Origin of the sequence: Methanothrix sp. (genome assembly GCA_029907715.1) — an archaeon.
Classification (GTDB): Archaea; Halobacteriota; Methanosarcinia; order Methanotrichales; family Methanotrichaceae; genus Methanothrix_B.
Genome location: JARYLI010000005.1, coordinates 16,743 through 38,920, shown reverse-complemented (window position 1 = coordinate 38,920; position 22,178 = coordinate 16,743). Strand labels below are relative to the sequence as shown.

At 55.0% G+C, this 22,178-nt stretch carries 18 protein-coding genes and 1 tRNA gene; 9 read left to right on the top strand and 10 right to left on the bottom strand.

The window, feature by feature from the left end; translation table 11 throughout:
- Positions 1–61: 61 nt before the first annotated feature.
- Positions 62–511 (bottom strand): DUF3795 domain-containing protein, encoded by a 450-nt coding sequence (locus QHG98_04715; GenBank protein ID MDH7597033.1) that lies wholly within the window; start codon positions 509–511, stop codon positions 62–64.
- A gap of 349 nt (positions 512–860) precedes the next feature.
- A complete protein-coding gene (locus tag QHG98_04710) occupies positions 861–1,319 on the bottom strand; it encodes a lamin tail domain-containing protein (protein MDH7597032.1) in 459 nt (152 codons plus the stop codon).
- 122 nt (positions 1,320–1,441) lie between these two features.
- On the opposite strand from QHG98_04710, the gene QHG98_04705 reads away from it, so the two are divergent.
- Entirely contained in the window at positions 1,442–2,020 is a 579-nt protein-coding gene (locus QHG98_04705; protein ID MDH7597031.1) for a HEAT repeat domain-containing protein, read from the top strand.
- 20 nt (positions 2,021–2,040) lie between these two features.
- On the opposite strand, the gene QHG98_04700 is transcribed toward QHG98_04705, so the two are convergent.
- The gene (locus QHG98_04700; protein ID MDH7597030.1) at positions 2,041–2,700 is read right to left on the bottom strand and encodes a histidinol phosphate phosphatase domain-containing protein; all 660 of its coding nucleotides are present in this window, start codon (positions 2,698–2,700) and stop codon (positions 2,041–2,043) included.
- A gap of 211 nt (positions 2,701–2,911) precedes the next feature.
- On the opposite strand from QHG98_04700, the gene QHG98_04695 reads away from it, so the two are divergent.
- A complete protein-coding gene (locus QHG98_04695) occupies positions 2,912–4,189 on the top strand; it encodes an MgtC/SapB family protein (GenBank protein ID MDH7597029.1) in 1,278 nt (425 codons plus the stop codon).
- A 108-nt stretch (positions 4,190–4,297) separates the two neighbouring features.
- Here the strand turns inward: QHG98_04695 and QHG98_04690 are convergent, their stop codons facing one another.
- Positions 4,298–5,182, bottom strand: coding sequence for a hypothetical protein (locus QHG98_04690; protein ID MDH7597028.1), 885 nt, complete (start codon positions 5,180–5,182; stop codon positions 4,298–4,300).
- A 265-nt stretch (positions 5,183–5,447) separates the two neighbouring features.
- On the opposite strand from QHG98_04690, the gene QHG98_04685 reads away from it, so the two are divergent.
- The 4 genes from QHG98_04685 to QHG98_04670 all read left to right on the top strand — a co-directional run bounded on the left by QHG98_04685 (position 5,448) and on the right by QHG98_04670 (position 11,975).
- Positions 5,448–8,852, top strand: a complete 3,405-nt coding sequence (locus tag QHG98_04685) for a DUF1616 domain-containing protein (protein MDH7597027.1) — start codon at positions 5,448–5,450, stop codon at positions 8,850–8,852.
- A gap of 8 nt (positions 8,853–8,860) precedes the next feature.
- Complete coding sequence (locus tag QHG98_04680; GenBank protein MDH7597026.1) at positions 8,861–9,781, top strand: hypothetical protein; 921 nt, start codon at positions 8,861–8,863, stop codon at positions 9,779–9,781.
- Between the two features lie 131 nt (positions 9,782–9,912).
- Positions 9,913–9,987: transfer RNA gene (locus tag QHG98_04675), tRNA-Met, on the top strand.
- Positions 9,988–10,760: 773 nt separating this feature from the next.
- The gene (locus QHG98_04670) at positions 10,761–11,975 is read left to right on the top strand and encodes a phosphoglycerate kinase (protein MDH7597025.1); all 1,215 of its coding nucleotides are present in this window, start codon (positions 10,761–10,763) and stop codon (positions 11,973–11,975) included.
- A 256-nt stretch (positions 11,976–12,231) separates the two neighbouring features.
- Here QHG98_04670 and QHG98_04665 read toward each other — a convergent pair whose 3' ends face one another.
- A complete protein-coding gene (locus QHG98_04665) occupies positions 12,232–13,179 on the bottom strand; it encodes a DHH family phosphoesterase (protein MDH7597024.1) in 948 nt (315 codons plus the stop codon).
- Between the two features lie 115 nt (positions 13,180–13,294).
- Between QHG98_04665 and trkA the strand changes: the two genes are divergently transcribed.
- Both trkA and QHG98_04655 read left to right on the top strand, forming a co-directional pair.
- Positions 13,295–14,608: a Trk system potassium transporter TrkA gene (trkA, locus tag QHG98_04660; protein MDH7597023.1), complete on the top strand. Its 1,314-nt coding sequence runs from the start codon at positions 13,295–13,297 to the stop codon at positions 14,606–14,608.
- Between the two features lie 716 nt (positions 14,609–15,324).
- Positions 15,325–16,173 (top strand): deoxyribonuclease IV, encoded by an 849-nt coding sequence (locus QHG98_04655; GenBank protein MDH7597022.1) that lies wholly within the window; start codon positions 15,325–15,327, stop codon positions 16,171–16,173.
- Here the strand turns inward: QHG98_04655 and QHG98_04650 are convergent.
- The 3 genes from QHG98_04650 to QHG98_04640 all read right to left on the bottom strand — a co-directional run bounded on the left by QHG98_04650 (position 16,151) and on the right by QHG98_04640 (position 18,840).
- Positions 16,151–16,555 carry a response regulator gene (locus tag QHG98_04650; protein ID MDH7597021.1) on the bottom strand — a complete coding sequence of 135 codons (405 nt, stop codon included), beginning with the start codon at positions 16,553–16,555 and terminating at the stop codon, positions 16,151–16,153. The two genes, QHG98_04655 and QHG98_04650, sit on opposite strands and share 23 nt — an antisense overlap.
- Before the next feature lie 74 nt (positions 16,556–16,629).
- Positions 16,630–17,532 carry a 4-demethylwyosine synthase TYW1 gene (twy1, locus tag QHG98_04645; GenBank protein MDH7597020.1) on the bottom strand — a complete coding sequence of 301 codons (903 nt, stop codon included), beginning with the start codon at positions 17,530–17,532 and terminating at the stop codon, positions 16,630–16,632.
- Between the two features lie 66 nt (positions 17,533–17,598).
- Positions 17,599–18,840, bottom strand: a complete 1,242-nt coding sequence (locus tag QHG98_04640) for a malic enzyme-like NAD(P)-binding protein (protein MDH7597019.1) — start codon at positions 18,838–18,840, stop codon at positions 17,599–17,601.
- 528 nt (positions 18,841–19,368) lie between these two features.
- On the opposite strand from QHG98_04640, the gene QHG98_04635 reads away from it, so the two are divergent.
- Positions 19,369–20,307: a nucleoside recognition protein gene (locus tag QHG98_04635; protein ID MDH7597018.1), complete on the top strand. Its 939-nt coding sequence runs from the start codon at positions 19,369–19,371 to the stop codon at positions 20,305–20,307.
- A gap of 7 nt (positions 20,308–20,314) precedes the next feature.
- On the opposite strand, the gene QHG98_04630 is transcribed toward QHG98_04635, so the two are convergent.
- Complete coding sequence (locus tag QHG98_04630; GenBank protein MDH7597017.1) at positions 20,315–21,301, bottom strand: cation diffusion facilitator family transporter; 987 nt, start codon at positions 21,299–21,301, stop codon at positions 20,315–20,317.
- A gap of 13 nt (positions 21,302–21,314) precedes the next feature.
- On the bottom strand, positions 21,315–22,163 hold the full coding sequence (locus tag QHG98_04625) for a ribose-phosphate diphosphokinase (GenBank protein ID MDH7597016.1): 849 nt from the start codon (positions 22,161–22,163) through the stop codon (positions 21,315–21,317).
- Positions 22,164–22,178: the final 15 nt, after the last annotated feature.

Below are 22,178 nucleotides of genomic sequence, written 5' to 3'. Positions count from 1 at the left end.
AAGTCGAAACGAGCGCATGGCCAGACCAATGCACCTGTGAGTAAGTATCATACGGACAGTGCTAAATTTTCATCCTGCCCGCCATTGCAAGAGCATACTCCTCCTTTGATCTGCACCTGTTCTCCTTTAGTGCAGCCTTCATAATCGATCCATGCTCCTTCAGCCAGTCGAACTTTGTGCAGGATTCAAGATCATCACATGAGCTGCACATATCATAACCCCTATCCTGTGCACAGCGCCTGATCGGGCAGTCCGGCGGACCTCCACCGCTCTCGCAACCTGCGCATCGAGCATATTTCGCCATCCAGTTTAAGGCCAAATCGACTTCATCCCACTTCAGCTCCTCGCCTTCAGGAACAAAGTGCGACCACTCTGGAATCTTGTAGTTCTTAATGTGCTGCTTTAGAGTCGCAGCAGACTCAGCGACAGCACAACTTCCAAGGGGACAGGCACTGCAGATGATCCCGCAGGGACCTACCCGGACCTTGCTCTCATCTGATGCATCACTCATGCAATGGCCATTACATCCACGATCTATTTATAGTGACCCTTCAGCTCGCTGTATCGCACATCATCATCCGGGAATCCTGCAGGCTCCTAATGGCCACTTCAAACATTTATATTAATATATTTCTTGTCTCTATCCGATAAATTGGCCTTCCGATGTTCTCCTAAAATGAGTGTTTCCAGCAACCCGCCTGCACAGCATCCGAGTTGCTAAGCACATAAGAGTGAATACGATACGTAAGTCCTCACTACGAAAGCACCGTCTTGTGTCAGATCAGTTGATATTCACAGTCCTGGCCTGATACGTGCATTCAGAACTCAGCGAGGGCATCGTCTTCAGGATGAGTCCTGATCTATGCTTTGGCTGATATCGTGTTTGGCGCGCCCATCGTGCCCATCATGTATCCCCAGTCGCCTGCCGTGTCTGTGTCGCGCCCGTCAGGGTACCTCCCCCATGTCATCTCGTTCTTGAGCGTGTCTCTTCTAAGAGGTGACTCATCCACGACATTCCCGGTATCATCGATGAGCTGAACCACGCCGCTGCTGTTGTGCATCCACTCCTTCCTGCCAAGTGCGACATAGAAGCCGTGCGGCTCGATCAGGGCGTTATCCGGCAGACGAATCTCGCCAATCCAGCTTTCATCTATTATTCGCACGCACCATCCGCCGATCACGACGCTCTCGTTCCCAGGGTTGTAGAGCTCAACCCACTCGCTCGATCCCTCCGGCGGGCCGAGCTCCACCTCGTTCAGGAGCACACCTGCTGCGCTGCAGCACGAGAGAAGTGCAATCATGATAATAACAGATCTCATGGTTGCAAGTAACCGGCCGTGGCTTTTAAAAGTATGCCTCAGGGCATCCGCCCATCTGATACACCGCGACCTGCAGAGTTTCTCTTAAATACATCGACTGAAAGCTGATCTGGGGTGTCATCATGCCGCTGAGAGCTGATGCTGAAAAGGTCGATAGGTTCATAAAAGATCTGAAGGACGACAGCTCCACGGTCCGGGCGCGGGCCGCGGAGGCGCTCGGTAAGATCGGCGACCCGAAAGCGGTGGGGCCCCTGATCGATGCGCTTCTCGATGTGGATGCGAGCGTGAGATCAGAGGCCGCGGAGGCGCTGGGGAAGATCAAAGACTCCAGGGCGGTGGAGCCGCTGAGCAGAGCCCTGACCGATGCGAACGCTCTTGTGAGATGGAACGCTGCCTGGGCCCTTGGGAGCATAGGCGATCGCAGGGCGGTGGAGGCGCTCATCGGGGTTCTCAATGACATGAGCCAGGATGTGAGGCTGAACGCAGCATGCGCTCTCGGCAGCATCGGCGATCCGAGGGCTGTCGAGCCGCTGATTCCAATGCTGAAAGATACAAGCTGGAAGGTCAGGTATCATGTGACAAGAGCTCTGGGGCTTATAGGCGACCCGAAGGTCATCAGCCACCTGGAAAGCATAAGCGATGAGAGCCCGATAGTCCAGAAGGCGGTCAGGGAGACCATAGAGCGACTCAGGCAGCGCTGAGATGAAGCGCCAGAAATGCATCAGATGCCGGAGCGCTCAAGTCCCAGCTGTGAGGCCAGCGGATGGTCTCTCAACAGTTCCACAGCCTCCTCCCGTGTCAGTCCGGCGCCGATAGCTATCTCCACCGCCCTCTTTGATGTGATCAGGTCTTCGGGATCGTGTGTGTCGGTGTTCACAGCCATCTTTGCGCCTGCTTTCTTTGCAACGCGCACAACATGTCCGTTTGTGATGTTGTGTCCCAGCCTGGATGTTATCTCCAGCACGACATCGTTCTCGCGGGCGAGCTCAGCCTCCTCCAGGGTGATGAAACCCGGGTGCGCGAGCAGATCCACGCCGGCCTCTATCGCAGCTCTGTTGGTTCCATGCGCAACCGGCTCGACCGGGGTTTCACCATGGACCACCACGATCTCAGCGCCAAGGGCTCTCGAGAGAAGCACAAGCCGCTCTATCTTTCCCGGTGGAACATGGGTTATCTCGACCCCTGGAATCACCTTGAGGGAGTAGGCATCCTCCATCTCCTTCACTTTAAGCATGCTTCCGACGACATGCTCCACGTTCGTGAAGTCGACGTGATCCGTTATCGCTATGGCCGTGTACCCGATCGCCTCAGCACGTCTGAGTAGCTCGGCTGGAATTAGCTCACCATCGCTGAAGACCGTGTGCGTATGGAGGTCTATCATGCTGGATGCTCTGGCGCATGGGGTAATAATGGTTGCGAGAGGATCCGCCAGGATCATTTGACAAAACAGCACATTCATGCAGGAAGAATGGGTGTTTCTTCAATTTGCTTCTTCACTAGCCACTGAGTTGCTACTGGAGGGTTCATGTGGTCGCATCGATTGTAGATCTGACCGGAAATTGTATAACGCACGGAGCCATGGCTGGAATCCAATGGAGTTCGCAGACCTCTATCCCTTCGTAATGGCCATGATCATCGGAGCGCTGATAGGAGTCGAGCGCCAGAAAAGAATCGTAGAGGACAAAACCAGGGGCGTGGCCGGCCTCCGCACGTTCGTGCTCATAGCGCTTCTGGGCGCTCTTGCGGCCAGCCTCTCGGAGATCTTCGGTGATCTGTTTATTGTGGTTGCATATGCCGGCTTTCTCATACTTGTGGGAACAGGATATGCCACAGCATCCAGGATCATTGGATGGCTCGATTTCACATCCGCTGTCGCTGCTGCGATCACATTTCTCCTTGGAGCGCTCTGCTGCTTCGAGGAGAGCATGCTTCTGGCGGTTGCCCTCTCGATTCTCGTCACTTGGACTCTGGCCATCAGGAAGACAGTCCACAGATACGTCGAGGCGATCAGCGATACAGAGCTGCTCGACACGCTCAAGATGGGGCTTGTGGCGCTTGTGATACTCCCCCTTCTGCCCGACCGGGCGCTGGATCCCCTTGAGGTTCTGAATCCGAGAAGGATATGGATGATGGTCGTTCTTGTGAGCCTGATAAGCTATGTGGGCTACATTCTCATAAGAGTGCTTGGAGATGATCGGGGGATCACGCTCACAGGAATTCTTGGCGGTATTGTCTCCAGCACCGCTGTCACGATGAGCATGGCATCAGAGGTGAGGGCGAGAAGCCAGTCGCTGGCATCTGCTGTCTTCGCCACAACCCTGGCAAGCTGCACGATGTTCCCTCGAATACTTCTGATAGTTATGCTTGTCAACGTGGAGCTGCTTCTGCCACTCTCAGCCCAGCTCGCAGCAATGGCGGTAGTCGGCGTGGTTCTGGCGTATGTTCTCAGAAAGAATGCCGCACCGATCGAGAGCCGTGTAGCGCACAAGGATCCGTTCAGATTGATTCCCGCGCTGAAGTTCGGCGTGCTCTTCGCCTTCATACTCTTTGTCACAAAGCTCGCATCCATCTCACTGGGGGAGACCGGAAGCTACGCGGCGGGTGTGATCTCCGGGCTGGCGGATGTTGATGCTGTTGTTCTTGCAATGGCGACGCTTGCAGCAGGGAGCATCAGCAGCGAGACCGCGGTCATCGCCATAATGCTCGCAGCGATAACGAACACTGCGCTAAAGCTATCAATCGCATTCATCATGGGCAGCAGGGAGTTCGGAATGGAGATGGCGAAGGTCTTCATTCCAATGATGGCAGTGGGGATCATGGTGCTTTTCTGGTATGTCAATGCCCTCCCTCACCTCAGCCAGCTTCTCTGAAACCGATGGGCAGATCTCCCTAGAAATATCGGATATTCCGAGTTGAGCAGCATTTCGCCGGGTCTCTTTTCCATCGCAGGCTTCCGCCGGATCACCTGATGGGGGTTATCAGCATATTAAGTATATTCCCAGCGCCACCATGGAGACTGCAGAGAACTTCCTCATCACAGCCCCTCTGCATGTGTCCTCCTCGATTATCCCCGAATACATGGACCTGATGACCAGTATGGATATGAATGTCATCATCGGCTGGAGCGCGCCAATGCCATTCACAAGCGCGAGCGGCCCCCTGGCATATGCGAATATGAAGAGGATCATCCCAAGAAACTGGAATGCCTCCTCCACAAAGATGGAGCACAGGGCGTGCGCGCTTGAGAGCATCATGCACAGACCCGATGCTCCCCCTGATCTCAGAAACGGCATCACGGCTATGAAATTTCCGAATGCGGACCATATGTACATATCCCATTCTCCCATCGAGCAGAGAAGGCACTTCATTGCGAAATAGTATATAGTGTTCATCACCCAGTATGGGAGAATGTGCCTCAGAGCCGGGGTGGTGAGCGAAGCCGGACTGTATGCGACGATGAGAGAGCTCAGAAGTATGAGCGCTGCGCCAGCGTAGTTCTTCACAGGCAGGCTCTCGTCGAGGAGTGATGCAGAGAGGAAGAACACAAGAACCACGTAGAAGTACTCGAGTGATGTCACCCTTGAGAGCTCATCCTCCTTGATCGCCCTGAGAAAATAGACCGTTGGAAGGACCTGGAGGCTGCCAAGAGCCACGGCGAAAAGCGAATCCGGAAACACAAACGCAGGTCTTATAAACGCGAATGCAGCCAGTGCGAAGAGCTGCTGGGCCACCACCTGGCAGAGCAGATAGACCTTCGGCTCCTGCATGTACCGATCCAGTATGAGCTTGTCCAGCAGTCCGGCAAGCGTAAACGATACAGTCCCGAAGAGGGCGAGAAGGAGCCAGTTCACATTTGAAACCATCTCTTTCTGTGCTTAAGTATGTTACTGATGAACGGTACGTACTGCAGATCAGACATTCTTTGATAATGAAAACGGTGTGTCTGATCATGCCTGAAATACACTGCTCCGCGAATATCATGGCGAGTCTCAGAGTGCTGGTCATTAGCTGGGCCTACGTCTCCATGCGGTTCTCAGAGAAAGCTTTAACACATAAAATGGGAAGATAGAGATCCAACAGGCTTAAAGGGTGGCGAGTAAAATCCGGCTGAGAGGCGAGGCACTGCCTTTGGATCTCATTGTGGTGGCTGCTCTGGCTCTGATCACGACAGTCATCGGCATGAGCATCCATGCGGGAGATGGTGTGATCGCGTTTGCGCTTCAGGCGCTTCTGTTCTATGCACTCATATCAGCGATGCTTCCCGAGAACAAGCCACTTGGATCTCTTCTGCAGAGGATCACACTCAGCATCGCCATCTCCCTGACGGCATCGCTGGCGGAGCTCGCACTGGGCTTGCGGGAGTTTCCCGTGCTGATTGTCGCCGTGCTGGTTTTGTTTCTCGCGGTTCTTGCGCACATCCGGAGGGGGGCGGTGCCGAGGAGGAGACGGTTCTCGCTCCAAACCCAGAGGTACGGTCTCAGAAGCAGTCGAAGTAAAGTCCCGCAGAACATCGTTCCCGCGATCGTTCTTCTTCTGATGATCGCTGCCATATCTTTCGGCTATGTGACGGTGAAGAGCGAGAAGCATGAGGGTTTCACGGAGTTCTACGTGACCGGTCTGAGCATGAAGAGCGATGGGCGCGCGACAGCGACAGTTGGTGTCATAAACCATGAGGGGGTGGATGCAAACTACACGATCGCTGTTGAGGTGAATGGAGGGAGGGCGGCCCAGAGGGACGCACATCTGTCTGATGGTAGCGCATACGAGGACACGCTGGAGTGGAGCATACCCGAAGAAGCAGGTGATCTCTGCGCGCTCAGAATTCTTCTCTACAGGGATGGCGAGATGTTAAAGGACTACCAGAAGACCCTGAGGATCAGCGATTACATCACAGAAAAGCCGCCTGATAACCTCTCTGCAGGCGGGGAAGCGGAGCCCGTGAATATAACATCGAATGTCACGGACGGCTCGAAGAACATCTCCAAGAGCGCATCTCTTCGCAGCACATCACTGGCCGCCACGCGGCGGGTGTCATCGGGATCCGGTAGATCTGGATCCTCCAGCGGCTCGGACTACTCATCCTCATCAGGAGGATCTGAGGAGAAGAGCGCTGGTTCTGAAAGGTCGCAGAACGAGAGCAGAACGCCTCTGAATACGACCGGCAATGCATCAGCAACAGCAAGGCCTGACGGAAACGCAACCGCCCTCGCGAACACCACGCTGGCTCCTGACTCCATAATTGATGCTTTGATGAACGCTTCAGCCATCCGGAATCAGACGAAAGAAGAATCTCACGATGCTGCAGTCATGGAGGCATCAACGAATGCATCCACAACCTCAACGGACCTCGAGAATGCAGATCATTTGGCTGCGCCATCTCCGGAGGAGAGGAGCATGAGCGCGCCGGAGAATGAATCTCAGGGGATCGTTCCTCCGAGGCTGGGCCCCGAGATCGAGAGCCTTTGGCCGGATAAGGAGAGCCCCCAGAAGGTAGGAACCACGGTTGTCTGGACTGTAAGGGCTTCAGGGGCCGCGAATGGCCTGAGCTACAGGTTCTTTTTGAACGGCAGGCCGATCACCGGCTGGAGCAGCATCCCGAGCTGGACATGGTACACATCAGGAATCCCGGCTGGCGAGTACAACGTGAGCGCGTGTGTGAGAGGCTTGGATAACACGGACTGCGAGGATACGGCATGGTCGCTGTACACACTCCTTCCGGCGAACCTGCCGCCGGAACTCAGAGCACTGGCAGCTGATCCTGAGGGGGCTCAGCCTCAGGGTGCACGGATCAGATGGTCAGCTTTTGCGTCGGACGCGGAGAATGACACGCTGCTGTACAGGTTCTATGTTGACGGCCTTCCTGCTGGGGGGTGGTCTGGATCTGGCGTGTTTGTTATGAACACATCCGGTCTAGCTCCGGGGAACCATACGGTCCGCGTTGATGTGAGGGACGGACTCCATTCAGCTGAAAATGATGATTCTCTGGAGAGGGTCCTAGAGATTGTTGAGGCTAACACCCCTCCAAGGATAACCGGACTGGTGCCTGACAGAGAGAGCCCGCAGCCCGTGGGATCGGCCATAAAATGGACAGCCTCAGCAGACGATCCTGATAACGATACCATCCTGTACAGGTTCCTGGTCGATGGCGTTGTAGTGAGCGACTGGTCGGCGGAAGATTGGTTCTTATGGAACACGAGCGGATACAGCGAGGGAGAGCACAGGGTGAGCGTTCTGGCGAGAGATGAGCGCGGTGATCAGGAGAGTAAGGATGCGGTCTTCTCTCTGGAAAAGAAGAACTCTCCACCCAGGGCGCTGAGCCTTCTGCCGGACAGGGAGAGCCCGCAGCCTGTGGGCTCGAGGATCACCTGGAGCGTCCTGGCAGAGGATCCAGATAACGATCCGATCCTGTACAGGTTCTTTGTTGATGATGTGGCTGTGAGCGACTGGTCCTCGTCTGCGGTCTTCGAGCTCGATACATCGGGGCTCCGGCCTGGCAATCACACACTCAGTGTTCATGTGAGAGACGGCATGCACGCGGATCATGATGATGCAAAGGAGAAGAGCTTCGAGCTCAGCGCCCCCAACAGGCCGCCAGCCAGGCTGAAGATCTCATCCTCTCCAGAAAGCCCGCAGCCTGTGGGCTCTATGATAACATGGACCGCATCGGCGGATGATCCCGACAACGACACGCTGCTGTACAGGTTCTCTCTGAACGGGAAGGCTGTGTCCGACTGGTCCTCGTCAGGCATCTGGAGATGGAACACATCCGGTTTGTCCCCGGGGGAGTACATGGTTGGAGTGTGGGTCAGGGACGGACAGCATGCTGGTTCCGCAGGTTTTGATGCTGCCCAGACATCGAAGTTCATACTGAACCCTGAGAATCGACCACCTGAGGTGATATCCCTCACCGCTGACAGGGCAGGACCCTACGAGCCCGGGGATGAGGTGATATGGACCGCGGTGGCGAGGGATCCAGAGGGCGATGCGCTGCTGTACAGGTTCTTTGTCGATGGCGTGGCTGTGAGCGACTGGTCGGGCACAGGCCGCTGGACTTTGACTGTCTCAGAGGTGGGAAGGCACAGCATCACAGTGGCTGTGAGGGATGGGTCTCATGAGAACGGCCAGAGCATCACATCCGTGTTCACGGTGGAGTCAAAGAGGGTCGTGAACCAGCCGCCTGTGATCGAAAGCCTCACGCCAGATCTGAGCAGCCCGCAGCACGCCGGCATATCTGTGATATGGACCGCGGTGGCGCGCGACCCGGAGAGTGCTCCTCTGCTTTACAGATTCCTGGTGGACGGCTCGCCCGCCACAGACTGGTCGCCGTCCGGCAGGTTCACCTGGAACACCGTGGGTGTGGCAGCTGGTGATCACAACATCACGGTGCAGGTCAGTGATGGAAGCAGCATCAGCAGCGCGTCAGGCAATTATACAATACGATCCATGGTGGACGAGGCTCTCAGCGGCATCGGCTCCAGGAGCAGCGCTGCCCTCGGGAGCAGGAACGTGACATCCGTAAGGGTTGGAAGGTAGGTGGTTTTATGAACGCGATCGGATTTATCTGGCCATTGGTTCTCGTCCTGGGATTGATCTCAGCATCACATGCGTATCCTTTTCAGGGGAGCAATGGCGCTGTCACATGCGTGGTCTTTGATGGGTACAAGAGCCACTACGACATGAACACAAGTGCGCTGTTTCTCGATGTCGGGATGACAAGAGGGATCAATGCGACATTCGAGGTTGTGGATCAGAACAACAATACATATCCGGTGGATCTCAGCCGCTCAAGGGCTCTGCAGCCGGGGAGGTTCGCCCTGGTATTCATGCTCCCCAGAACCTCGGATCCATCATATCTGAACGTGATCCCTGAGGGGAGCAATCCGTTCTCCATCGCATGGGACAGGCCTGTCAAGTACACCAATGGTGTTGCGAACTTCAGGTTTTACAGCATAACAGACTGGCTTCTCTCAAACACAAGCCAGACGATATCCATGGAGATAAGCCTCTCAAACAACGCTACCGAGGGGGAGATAATAATGAGCCCTGAGAACTTCACGCTGGTCGATCAGTGGGGCTGGAGGTACTTTGCCGATGTCACGTTCTCTCCGGTGGTCATACCACCGAAGAGCATAATGAAAAGCGAGATAACATTTGCGAGCATCTCACCCAGGAGCAGGCCTGTTCTTCTCGAGTATGACTTCGCAACCGATCACGCGATCCAGATACCCCTTGACACAAGCCTGATCGAGATACAGATGACCATGCCTGCTGAAGCTCCGGCGGAAGTGCCGTCTGGGACCGCACCTCCTGCAGCCGGGGTGAATGAGACCGCAAACGTGACCCAGACTCTGCCACAGCTGCCCCCACAGATGGAGGAGCCTAAGCCCATGACGACTCAGGAGAAGGTGATGGCTGCGCGCGAGAGGCTGGCCAGCGTGCAGGAGATGATGCGCAGAAAGTGATGAGCTGAGCGATGGGATCGCCCGCTCCCCTCACTTTATTTGCGATCCTGGCATTCAAGCGCGATCCGTCGTGCGTGTCCTGCAAAAGGGTTTTATACCGGATCTGCGTTCTCTAGCTTGTATCCCACAGAAGCGGGGTGGGGTAGCCAGGAAATCCCGACGGGCTCATAACCCGTAGATCAGTAGTTCAAATCTACTCCCCGCTACTTCTCATTGCGGTCTTCTGTATGATGGGATTGCCCGAATCTCATGGACTTCTGTGCCTCAGATGCGGTTTGATGCTGAACTCCTCCAGAGAGCATCAGCAATCACTGGGACGACGCATCTGATTTTCAGGCCCACGCCGCCATCGGATTATTGTATTCCTCATAAGTTGATATAATATCGCATGTCACATAAAATCATCTATGAGGTATTACATATCCAGTAGCTTTTAAATGGATTTACATGAAGTGACGCAAAGGACTATAATTCACAGACGCTCTTATGTGTTTGGCAACTTGCGGGTCGTGTAATATGGCTGCTGAACGCACTTATTCATTTACCTGGAATGCATAGCAAGCCCAGTGCTTCTATTGGGCAAGTTAACATATGGATAAGAGCGTTCACAGAATGCAATTTCAGGATTTGGCATTCAGTGGCATAGCAGATCGCAGAATTCACAAGGCCACACGCTTTTGATCTCGGTGGTGATACGGCCTTCCACAGCGCTGCCGGTTATTTTGGTAGCGTCGTCGATATCTGCAAACGCTCTTATGTATTCAGCAACTTGGAGGCCATGCAGGCCGGTTGCTGAATGCACTCATTCGCTCGCCACGAGCGCACAGCGTGACTGGTGCCTCTTCGGGCAAGTTATCAGATGGATAAGAGCGTTTTCAGGCAGCATATGCAGACTGCGACCCACGCTGCGTGATCCGATCTGGCGGGGAAAGCTATATTATCTGATTTACCGATCAGTTCTACCACCTGGAGGGATTGCGTGAAGGATTACCTCACCATGGATGATCTCATACTGGAGAACAAACGGGTGCTGGTGAGAGTTGACATCAACTCCCCGATGGACCCCACGGGAAAGATTCTGGACGACAAGAGGTTCAGGAGCCATCTTGAAACTCTGAAGGCACTGGAGGACTCGAAGGTCGTTCTGATGGCCCATCAGTCCAGGCCTGGCAAAAAGGACTTCTCCACCATGGAGCCGCATGCAAAACAGCTGTCAAAGCTTTTGAGGAAGGATGTGACCTACGTCGATGATATCTTCGGCAGCATGGCCAGGGATGCGATACGCTCCCTCGAGTCGGGTGAGATTCTGCTGCTGGAGAACACCAGATTCTATGCTGAGGAGAGTTTGTCAAGAAGCCCTGCAGATCACGCAAAGAGCCACATGGTGCAGAAACTCGCCCCGCTCTTTGATGTTTTCATAAATGATGCTTTTGCTGTGTCACATAGATCTCATCTCTCTGTTGTCGGCTTTACAGAGGTCCTGCCGAGCGCAGCCGGTATTCTCATGGATAAAGAGATCCAGGCGCTTGATAAGGGTCTGAAGGCCAGCGAGCATCCGTGCGTCTTCGCACTCGGCGGCGCTAAGGTCGACGACTCGATAAAGGTCGCCCAGAACGTGCTCAGGCGTGGTGCGGATTCTGTTCTCGCTCTCGGTCTCGTCTCGGTTGTATTCCTGATGGCAGCTGGGATGAATGTGGGCGAGACAAACCGCAGGTTTGTTGAGAGCCAGGGTTACCTGGATCAGGTCGAGATCGCAAAGAAGATCCTGAACGAGCACCCTGGAAAGGTCATTCTGCCCAGGGACATCGCCGTCGATAGGGATGGCGAGAGGCTTGAGGCGAGCGTGGAGAGCATACCCGACTACCCCATCTCAGATATCGGGCTCGAGACGATAGTTGAGTTCTCGAAGATCCTGAGATCCGCGAGGGTTGCGGTGCTCAACGGGCCTGCCGGCATCACCGAGAAGGAGAGGTTCGTCCTCGGAACAGCCGAGATCCTGAAGGCCGCGACAGAAGCAGGATATTCGATAGCTGGTGGGGGGCATACGGTTGCAGCGATCGAGAAGCTCGGCCTGGAGTCGCGTTTCTCGCATGTGAGCATGGGCGGCGGCGCGAGCATAACATACCTCTCCGGCGAGCCGATGCCAGGAATCGAGGCGCTGAAGAGCGCCGCAGCGAGGTACCGGAAGCTCTGATGGATCCCTTTAGGGAGATGCATATGCGTTCTTCAGGCATCAACTCTGCAGGAAAATTGATGGTCGCTCCATCCATCTGATAACTTGCCCGAAGAAAAGTCATGCTATGTGCTCGTTTCGACTTATCTTCGACTGCGTCGAAACCATTCGACGTAGTCGAAGGGTTTCCGAGGGTATGAGTGCATTAAGAAACCGGCCTGCATCTCCTTCAAGTTGCTGAACGCATAAGAGCGTTGATGGTTACACCTCAGGCGGATCAGGCCTTCAGCCTGTCAAGCGCGGCCTCAGCCAGCTCTGCCAGCAGCCTCCCTGGAGGATAGCACACCTCCATTGCTGCAGCCCCCCGATGGCCGCCGCCGCTCCCGCCATGCATTCTGGCAATGCTCTTCATCAGATCCGCCAGATCGATACCAGCCTGAGCGGCTCTGAAGCTGGCCCTCCCGCTAACCCTGCAGACCCCGCCGTGGCTGCTGGCCGCAAATGCAACATCTGCGCCCAGGTCAAGGAGCGCCATGGCAGAGGAGCCCTCGAATGCGCTCACCTCTGTGCATGCGATTATCCACTCGCCCTTCCAGGTGATCCTCGCTCTGGTCGCAGCCTTGAGCACCGCCACCCGCTGTGAGAAGTCCAGGGGAGCCCTGGAGAGGACCTCCATGACCTCGCCGTAATCCACATCGCCGGCCTCCAGGATCTCGTACACATCTCTGAAGGTCTCTGCTGATGCATGCCTGAACCTCCCCGTGTCAGAGATCATGCCTGCGAGGAGGGCAAGAGCGACCTCTCTGGGGATCTCGAACGCCCTGCCGGAGCTCTTTATAATACTCCACACGATCTGAGCTGTAGAATCCACCTCACGCTGGATGTAGAACTCGGCATTCTCCAGGAGATCTGTATCGAGATGGTGATCTATGACGCCGTACCTCTGGAGAATCGCGCCGCCTATCTGTGAGCTCACTGAGGTGTCAACAAGAACTACCAGATCGTATGAGTTGAGATCCGGATCTATTATGGGCGCTATTCCTATCGAATCTGCAAGCTGAATGGCGGCCCTGCTCAGATCGCCAACAGCCCCGATATCACCGCCGAAAAGCCAGCTGAGAGCGAAAGCGCTCCCTATTGCATCCGGGTCTGCGTTCCTGTGGCAGAGGTATATCTTCCTGCGGCCGCAAAGGTGCTTTATGGCATCGGTTTCTGGAATGCGCATGAATGTGCAGATCTCCGTTTATGCTCAACATCCAGGTCAACGGTGGAACAGAAAACAGTGGTAAGGTGTGCGCCTTATAGAAATCTTTTTCCCAGAGCATATCCGATGATGGATCATGCGTGTACTCATAACCGGCGCCGGTGAGATCGGCTACCGGCTGGCAGAGGCGATGGTGGCAGAGCACGATGTGACTGTTATTGACAGGGACATCGCCGCACTGAGCCGCTTCGAGGGCATGGACCTGAAGCCACGGGAGGGGAACGCGGCAAATGCAAGACTGCTCGAGGAGCTCGATGTCAGGGATATGGATCTGGTCATGGCGGTCACAGGCAGCGATGAGATAAACATAATCACATGCATAATAGCGAGCCGGCTGGGCGTCAAACACACAATAGCCAGGGTCAGGAACCCAGACTATATCGATCAGCCGGTGAAGCCTCTGAGGGAGCTGGGAATAGAGTACATGATCTGTCCGGAGCTCGTCATGGTCGAGGATCTCGCCAGCACGATCTCGTTTCCAGCTGCTCTGATGAACAGAAGGCTTGCCGGCGGGATGCTCGAGCTTATCGAGCTCAAGGTGAGCGAGGATATGCCGCTTGTCGGCCAGCTCAGGGACCTGAACATACCCAGGGGCTCGAAGATCGTGGCCGTCAAGAGCAACGGCAGGGTCAGGCTTGGCGATCCGAACATCACAGTGAAACCGAATGATCATGTGACAATGCTTATAGATCCGAGGAGCGTCGCGGATCTCAGGCGGAGCATACATGAGGATGCCAGGGACGAGAAGGCAGTCATAGTCGGTGGCGGGCTTGTGGGATTCTATCTGGCCCAGCGGCTGGAGGAGATGGGCATAGATCTCAAGCTCATCGAGATCGACAACCAGAGGTGCAGGGAGATCTCGACGTATCTCTCGGACACCATGATCCTGAACGGGGATGGGACAGATATCTCTCTCCTGACAGAGGAGGGCGTGGGGGATGCTGATGTTGTGTTTGCAGTCACAGGGATCGATGAGAAGAACCTTCTGAGCTCCCTTCTTTCAAGGCAGCTCGGCGCGAAGAAGATTATCTCGAGGGCTAACAGAAGCTACTACGTGAAGCTCTTCGAGCGTGTCGGCATAGACAGGGCTGTCAGCCCAGGGCAGGTCACCGCAGATGCGGTCCTCTGGCTTGCCATGGGAAGCGAGGAGATGGTGACGCTGAGCGATGAGGGCATGACCCTGATGGATTTCGCGGTCAGGGCCAACTCCAGGCTTGCGGGCAGACATCTGATGAGGGAGCTGCCATCAGGCGCAATCGCCGGGATGATCCTCAGAAACGGTCTTCCTCTGGTCCCAGATGAGCACACGATCCTGGAGGAGGGGGACAGGGTCTTCGTCGTCTCATACCAGTCCTCCATCTCGAGGGTCAGGAAGATCTTCTCATCATGAGCCAAGATGAAGGTCCAGCCCGGATGTTCGAGTTATGCCGCCAGAGTATTTTGATCCCTGCGAGGCCGCACCTCACACCATCCAGACGGCCGGTCTCATCGGGAGTGGATATGCTCATACCCGCCTTACGATACATTCCAGCATCGCCTGGGATGTTCAATCGGACATGTCCGAATAAGATAACGCTCATATTGATTTAGCGACTTATACATACCTTGTATCTTCAGTTTATAAAGAACTTATGGCAGAACATTGTGTCCAGCCAGAGGATGCGCAAGAGTTGTACGCTCTTATGTATTCAGCAACTTGAAGGATATGCAGGCCGGTTTCTTAATGCACTCAATCGCTCGCCACGAGCGCACAGCGTGACTGGTGCCTCTTCGGGCAGGTCATCATATGGATAAGAGCGGAGTTGTATTTGCTCAATATCGTGAGCGTACTTGAGTTACTTATCAAGTAAGGCCCTATCATCGGACGTAGTCGTTTATCCAGAAATCCGCCAAGAGGGCAATTTACCTCACATATTGAGCATGTTCCAAGAAAAGACTGCATTCAGCATTGGATTACAGGCCACCAGATCAGTTCGAATCGGAGGTTGCTTTAAATACTGTTGCTTAAATACCTGTTTACTATTAGGGATGCAGTCCATTATTGACTCTTGCTCGCTCATAGTATTGAGCATGTTCCTGGATCTCAAATGGTCCGGGGGTGTTAGCTTGGCGAGATTTGGCGTGCATGTATCGATTGCTGGTGGTCTGGACCTCTCTGTGGGAAGGGCGATTGAGCTGGGCTGTGATACATATCAGATATTCACATCGAATCCAAGAGGATGGAGATCAAAGCATCTTTCAGCTGGCGTTATAGAATCTTTTAAAGCCAAACTAAGCAGCTCAGGGATATGGCCGGTGGTGGGCCACATGCCGTATCTCCCGAACCTGGCATCCCCCAGGGAGAACGTTTACTCCAGATCTGTGCAGGCGCTGAAGGATGAGCTGATGAGATGCAGCGCCCTGGGCATTCCGTATCTTGTAACGCACATGGGAAGCCATCTCGGATCCGGCAGAGATAACGGCATATCCCGCACAGTTGGCGCGATCGAGGCCGCGCTTCCTCATTCAGATGGCACCAAGATCCTGCTGGAGACCACATCCGGATCGAGGAACAGCATCGGCGGGAGGTTCGAGGATCTTGCAGATGTCAGGGAAAGAGTTGGCTCAGATCTTCTCGGCATATGTCTGGATACCTGTCATGTATTCGCTGCCGGATACGATCTTAGAGATGAGACGAGCCTGGATGAAACCCTGAGGGAATTCGACAGCACCGTTGGGCTGGGAAACCTCATGCTCATACATCTCAACGATTCGGTGGGCGATCTCGGATCCGGCCTGGACAGGCATGAGCATATCGGCATGGGCAAGATAGGACTTGAGGGGTTCGCAGCGGTGGTAAACGATCGCCGTCTCAGAGAGCTGCCCATGATAATGGAGACGCCTGTCGATGAGAGGAGGGATGACCGCGGGAACCTGGAGGTGGTTCGTGGACTCAGCCGAAGAGGGCCCTCATGACAAGCATAATCGCGTCTCTTGAGACTGGCTTAACAAGGTAGGTGCTCGCTCCAAGGTCGTAGCTCTTCTGTATGTCAGAGTCCGCATTGGAGCACGTCAGCATCACCACAGGTATCCTGGAGAAACGTGGATCGCCCTTGATGCTCTTCAGCACCGCCATGCCCCCCACGTCCGGGAGGTTTATGTCGAGAAGAATGAGATCCGGCAGGTGCTCTCCATCTCTGAACATATCCTCAAGAATACGCAGAGCCTCCGCGCCGTCACCTGTGATCTGCATGTCTCCATCCAGGCCACTCCTTCTCAGAACCTTTCTTGTGAGAAAGACATCCTCCGGGTTGTCCTCCACGAGGAGTATCCTGAGCTTTCTCGTATCTTCAACCATAATGCAAGCACTTCTTGAGCCCATACTGCACCTGAGCTTTCTGAATCTTTTTAGCAGGCCCTTGGTCCTTCACCTCAGGGTTTATCTAGTTTTCTCTGGACACTTCCTCTGGAGAGAAGGACCACCCTGCTGAGGCTCACCTGGTCCTCCAGAGTGTATCCAGTGGATTCGGAGAGCGCTAAGGCGAAGCTCACGACCTCCTCATGTGATGGCATGGCATCTCTGGATAACCTGTATCTTGATCTGCCGAGATGCATGTATGCCTTGACCTCTATGAAGTCCGGCTCTGCATTATCTAGAAGCTGGGCGTATGACTCAGGGGAAAACATGTTCACGCCTCTGACAAGCGTGATCCTGACAACAGTCCTGCACCTCAGATCACGCATCATGGCCAGGCTCTCCAGGATGCAATCCCACTCTCTCCCACAGGAGACCTTTCTGTAGGTGTCCTCATCCGGGGCGTTCAGGCTTATGTACAGCTGTGTCGGCTTCACATCATTCAGTGCCTCTGGATTTGTGCCGTTCGTCACCAGGAATGATGTCATCCCCCTCGCATCTATTGCCTCGATCAGACCTCGGAGATGCGGGTAGAATGTGGGCTCGCCCATGAGCGATATCGCCACATGTTTTGGTGTAGAGGCCTCATGAAGCCTCTCGCGGTCGACGACATCCGAACCCCAGTAACCAGACAGGATCCTCCTCTGCTCTCTGAGCACAAGCTCCAGGAGATCCTCCGGTTCAGTCCATCTCTCAGGTAGCGGGAACGAATCATCCACAGGCCGCCAGCAGTGGAGACAGAGGTGGTTGCAGTGGAGCGTCGGCGTCATCTGCACGCATCTGTGGCTCTCAATGCCGTAGAAGTGATGCTTGTAGCACTGCTCCCCCCCTCTCAGGCTCCTCTTCAGCCATAGACATGGCTTCACAGCGCCCTCCCCCACAATATGGTACCCCTGTTGCTCAAGGACTGCAGGATCCATATCCGCCTCCGTTCCGCTTGCACATACCTGTGCAGGTTCACCTCGCCATTCTGCTTCTATGTAATCCTATCTGAATTCTCTCTCCTTAGCGCTCCACTCCTCAGATACAAGCTCTATCGCATGCTCTCTCACCTCGGAGGGATCGAGAGGCCTGCGCGCCACGCCGCTGGCAATTGCGGCCGCAGCCACTGCCTCTGCCACCGCAGGAACAACCCTCCTGTCCAGGGGGGATGGGATTATGCAGTCATCCCTTATCTGATCAACCAGAGATGCTATCGCCTCAGCAGCTGCTATCTTCATGCTCTCGTTTATATCGCTGGCCCTGACATCTAGCGCGCCACGGAATATGCCCGGGAAGCCAAGAGCATTGTTCACCTGGTTGGGATAGTCGGACCTTCCGGTGGCAACGATCCTTGCGCCCGCCATCCTCGCCTCCTCTGGCATTATCTCGGGCACGGGATTTGCCATCGCAAAAACTATTGGATCACCGGCCATTCCCTCGACCATATCCCTGCTGACTATTCCTCCAACAGAGAGCCCTATGAAGACATCTGCGCCTCTCATCGCATCTCTCAGGGAGCCTTTCATCCCCTTAGGGTTCGTGAGCCCGGCCAGCATTCTCTTGATTGGGCTTAGATCCCCACGATCCCTGTGGATTATGCCTCTCCTGTCGCATACCCTTATATCCCTCACACCGAAATCCAGGAGAATCTTTGTCACAGCGACCCCTGCGGCACCGGCGCCCGATACAGCGACCGATATCTCCTCAAAGCTCTTGCCGACGAGCTTCAGCGCGTTGATCAGAGCAGCGACCGCAACAACCGCGGTCCCGTGCTGGTCGTCATGAAATACAGGGATGTCCAGCCTCTTCTTGAGTGCCTCCTCTATCTCAAAGCACCTCGGCGCGCTGATATCCTCCAGGTTTATGCCGCCGAAGACCGGCGAGATCCTGACAACGGTCTCCACGATCTCTGATGGATCTGTCGTGCTCAGAGCTATCGGAAATGCATCTATCCCTGCAAGCCTCTTGAAGAGGAGCGCCTTGCCCTCCATGACGGGTATCGCTGCTAGTGGACCTATGTCACCGAGGCCCAGAACCGCGGTGCCGTCTGTGACTACAGCCACCATGTTCCCCTTCGATGTGTAGAGGTACACATCATCCGGGTTCCTGCTTATCGCGAGGGATGGCTCTGCCACACCGGGTGTGTAGGCCAGGCTGAGGTCGTTTGCATTCCTTAAAGCGACTCTGCTGCAGATGGCTATCTTGCCCATCCTGTGGTACCTGAGAGCATCATCCTGAATCGACATCGCTGGGTATCTGGATGTATTTGAGATAAATATTGCTGTTGATTTTGACCATCTCGGGGCGTGTGGTCCCATTCACGAACATGCTCAATATCGTGAGCGTACTTGAGGTACTGCTCAAATGAAGCCGCCTTGCACAGTCGTTCGTCCAGAAATCTACCAAGAGGTCGATTTACCTCAACATATCGAGCATGTTCCCATTCACCGCAGCCATTCTGGAACCGGCACCCTGGCATGATGCGTTCCACGAGCTGAATGCAGTCGATCTCACGGTTCACATTACGAGCGCGCTCTTATGTGTTCAGCAGCTTGAAGGACATGCAAGCATGCTGCTTAATGCACTCATTCGCTCGACAGGCCTTCGACGCTAGTCAAAGACAAGTCGAAACGAGCGCATAGCAGAGCTGATGCCTCTCCGGGCAGGTTATAAGATAGATAAGAGCGTACGAGCAAACAACCTGGGACGTGGCTCTGACTCCATGGGGGTTCAACCAGCAATTTGATCTACGATCACTTTAAAAGAAACCTGGGATGCTCGACCTGCTGTTCAGAGCCCTGGACACCGCGATACCCGTGCTGTTGACAGTATTCCTCGGACTGTTTCTAGCGGGCATGCTAATGGAGCTCGGCATTCTCGATCGCCTCTCAGTCCTCTCAAGACCACTCGTTTCCATGGCGAACCTGCCATCGATATCTGCATCCTCATTCCTGGTCTCCCTCGGCTCAGCGGTCGCAGCTAACTCGATGATCGCGGAGTTCAAGATGCGTGGCGCTCTCGACGACCGCGAGACCGTGCTCTGCGCCATGATGAACAGCATACCGGTGTACATCAGGGAGATACTCACATACCAGATACCGGTGATTGTTCCACTTCTTGGACCGGTGGTTGGTCTCTTCTACGCAGGCGTGTTCATAACCACGGCCATCGTCAAGATCCTCATAGTGATAGTGCTCGGCAGGCTGCTGCTCAGAGAAAGGAATGGTGCGGAGATCACCTGGCAGCCACCCAGAAGAAACAGAAACCCGCTTGATGCCACAATGAAGATACTTCGCACGCAGATGAAACCATTCGCCAGGATATCCATCACATACATGGCGATGACGCTGCTGGTGCTCTCCCTGAACGATCACGGCTTCTTCGACAGACTGAGCGTGCTTCCGATCGCCCAGACCTTCGGCATCTCCCCTGAGGCGATAGTGCCCCTGACAACATACGTCGCGAGCCCGCTCATCGGGATATCCCTGCTCAGCCCGATGATCCAGAGCGGCTCCCTGACTGAGGTCCAGGCAGCGACCGTGCTCATGCTGGGCAGCATGTTCATGCTCCCGATCTTCGCCATGAAGAGCATGGTGCCGAACTACACCGCCATATTCGGCCCGCGAGTCGGTCTCACGATCGTCACGATATCCACAGGCCTGAGCGTCATGGTGCGCGCCATATTCCTGCTGGCGCTTCTGAGCATTGGATGAATGCAATTCAGTCAGTGCTGGCCGCTCTCATGCTGCCTGCATGTCCTTCGATTGTTCTCCTCTCCTCCTCGCTCAGGATGCATCCCTCAACACATCCGGGATCGCAGCAGAGCCTGCAGGGCTCCACATGTATCGTGACAAACGAGCACGGGTAGTGCTCACGTATGGCCTCTTTAAGTATATCTGTGAGCTGATGCGATTCCTCAACTGTCATATCCGAGTCCACCAGGATGTGAAACTCAGCAAACCTGTACGAGCCGGAGCGCCTGGTTCTGAAGGCGTGAAATCCTCGGACATCCGGCTTCATGGAGACTATCTTCTCCTTTATGAGGGCCTTCTCGTCATCAGGCAGGCTTGAATCGAGGAGATCGCGCGCAGAGTCGACTGTGAGATGGAGGGCAGCCTTCAGGATCAGAAGGGATACGAAGATTGCGGCAAGCGGATCCAGAATTCTCAGGTCCATTGACATTCTGTCGCCGATCCAGATCGCTGCAAGCCCCAGCATCACGCCCAGGGATGTGTAAACATCGGTACGGAGATGCCACGCGTCCGCCTGGAGGGCAACCGACTCCGTCTCGCGTCCGACGGAGAAGAGTCTCCGGGAGACGAGTGTGTTCACAATCGCAGAGATGAGCATGACCCCAGCGCCGAGCCATACCGTCTCGATCTCCGTGGGGTTCAGTATCTTAGACCATGCTTCAGAGAGTATCCAGTAGGCAGCGAGGAGGATCAGCAGCGCCTCCAGAGTGCCAGAGATGTTCTCGATCTTCCCGTGGCCGAAGGGATGGTCATCGTCTGCAGGCCTGCCTGCGATCCGGACGGAGAGAAACGCCATGATGGCTGCGATGAGGTCGACTGCGGAATGCGCGGCCTCTGATATGATCGAGACAGAGCCGATCATCAGCCCGACAGCCAGCTTGAGGGCAACAAGAAATGAGCAGGCGACAACGGAGAGCCTGGCCGCCCTTCCCTTCACCTCTGCTCTGCTTTTCATTTCGGCCCCACGATTATTTTGATCCGGCTATCAGCGGCGCTACGGAGACGGTGCTCACCCCTCGGTCAAGCGTGTCTGTTGCTATGACCCTGTCGACACCGGCGTGATACAGCTTTAGGAGAGCGTTTCCTGTGAGCACAGGGTGGACAGCTGCCAGATGAACGCTCTGGGCGCCCTGCCTCCGAAGCATCGATATCGCAGTGGCCATCGTGCCACCTGTTGCAATCATATCATCCATGATTATGACATCCCTGCCTCTGACATCGATCTCCTTTGGCGCGATTGAGACCTCTGTTCCGCTGTATCTGGTCTTCTCCAGGTGATCGAACTCACATCCCAGGATCTCAGATGCCCTTGATGCCATCGCTATCGCGCCCCTGTCTGGAGATATCACAACCGGATCCCTCAGATCCAGCCTGCGGATCTCCTCCGCGAGAAGAGGAGTCGCATCTAGGCTCTCCGCTCTGCATTTGAAGTGTGTGAGCACTGATTGCGCGTGGATGTTCACCGTGAAGACCCTGGAGCCGCCATTCAGGAACGGGTTCAGGGCGCTCGCTATCGCCCTCGCGGTGAGCGGCTCTCCTGGCTTGAATATCTTGTCCTGCCTGGCATATCCGAAGTAGGGTATGACAAGTGTCACGTTCCTTCCACGGACTATGTCAAGGAGCTGCAGAAGATAAACAATATCCCTGTCAGATGGGGTGCTCTGTATCACAACAACATCATCATCGATCTCGGACTGGAGCTGCGTGTATGCCTCCCCATCCGGGAACGTCCTGTACTCGCAGAGCGCCACCCTCTCCCCGAGGATCGCGGCGACCCTTCCAGCGAGCAGCTGCGACGATGGACCTCCTATGATCATGATAACCTCCCACGG

Bases quoted from the DNA above. Each gene is read 5' to 3' on its own strand.
- QHG98_04650 (MDH7597021.1), bottom strand. From the start codon at position 16,555: ATGGTTGAAGATACGAGAAAGCTCAGGATACTCCTCGTGGAGGACAAC.
- QHG98_04700 (MDH7597030.1), bottom strand. From the start codon at position 2,700: ATGATAGACCTCCATACGCACACGGTCTTCAGCGATGGTGAGCTAATT.
- QHG98_04715 (MDH7597033.1), bottom strand. From the start codon at position 511: ATGAGTGATGCATCAGATGAGAGCAAGGTCCGGGTAGGTCCCTGCGGG.
- QHG98_04625 (MDH7597016.1), bottom strand. From the start codon at position 22,163: ATGATCATAGGAGGTCCATCGTCGCAGCTGCTCGCTGGAAGGGTCGCC.
- QHG98_04640 (MDH7597019.1), bottom strand. From the start codon at position 18,840: ATGTCGATTCAGGATGATGCTCTCAGGTACCACAGGATGGGCAAGATA.
- QHG98_04630 (MDH7597017.1), bottom strand. From the start codon at position 21,301: ATGAAAAGCAGAGCAGAGGTGAAGGGAAGGGCGGCCAGGCTCTCCGTT.
- twy1 (MDH7597020.1), bottom strand. From the start codon at position 17,532: ATGGATCCTGCAGTCCTTGAGCAACAGGGGTACCATATTGTGGGGGAG.
- QHG98_04635 (MDH7597018.1), top strand. From the start codon at position 19,369: ATGCTCGACCTGCTGTTCAGAGCCCTGGACACCGCGATACCCGTGCTG.
- QHG98_04680 (MDH7597026.1), top strand. From the start codon at position 8,861: ATGAACGCGATCGGATTTATCTGGCCATTGGTTCTCGTCCTGGGATTG.
- trkA (MDH7597023.1), top strand. From the start codon at position 13,295: ATGCGTGTACTCATAACCGGCGCCGGTGAGATCGGCTACCGGCTGGCA.
- QHG98_04705 (MDH7597031.1), top strand. From the start codon at position 1,442: ATGCCGCTGAGAGCTGATGCTGAAAAGGTCGATAGGTTCATAAAAGAT.
- QHG98_04690 (MDH7597028.1), bottom strand. From the start codon at position 5,182: ATGGTTTCAAATGTGAACTGGCTCCTTCTCGCCCTCTTCGGGACTGTA.
- QHG98_04665 (MDH7597024.1), bottom strand. From the start codon at position 13,179: ATGCGCATTCCAGAAACCGATGCCATAAAGCACCTTTGCGGCCGCAGG.
- QHG98_04695 (MDH7597029.1), top strand. From the start codon at position 2,912: ATGGAGTTCGCAGACCTCTATCCCTTCGTAATGGCCATGATCATCGGA.
- QHG98_04710 (MDH7597032.1), bottom strand. From the start codon at position 1,319: ATGAGATCTGTTATTATCATGATTGCACTTCTCTCGTGCTGCAGCGCA.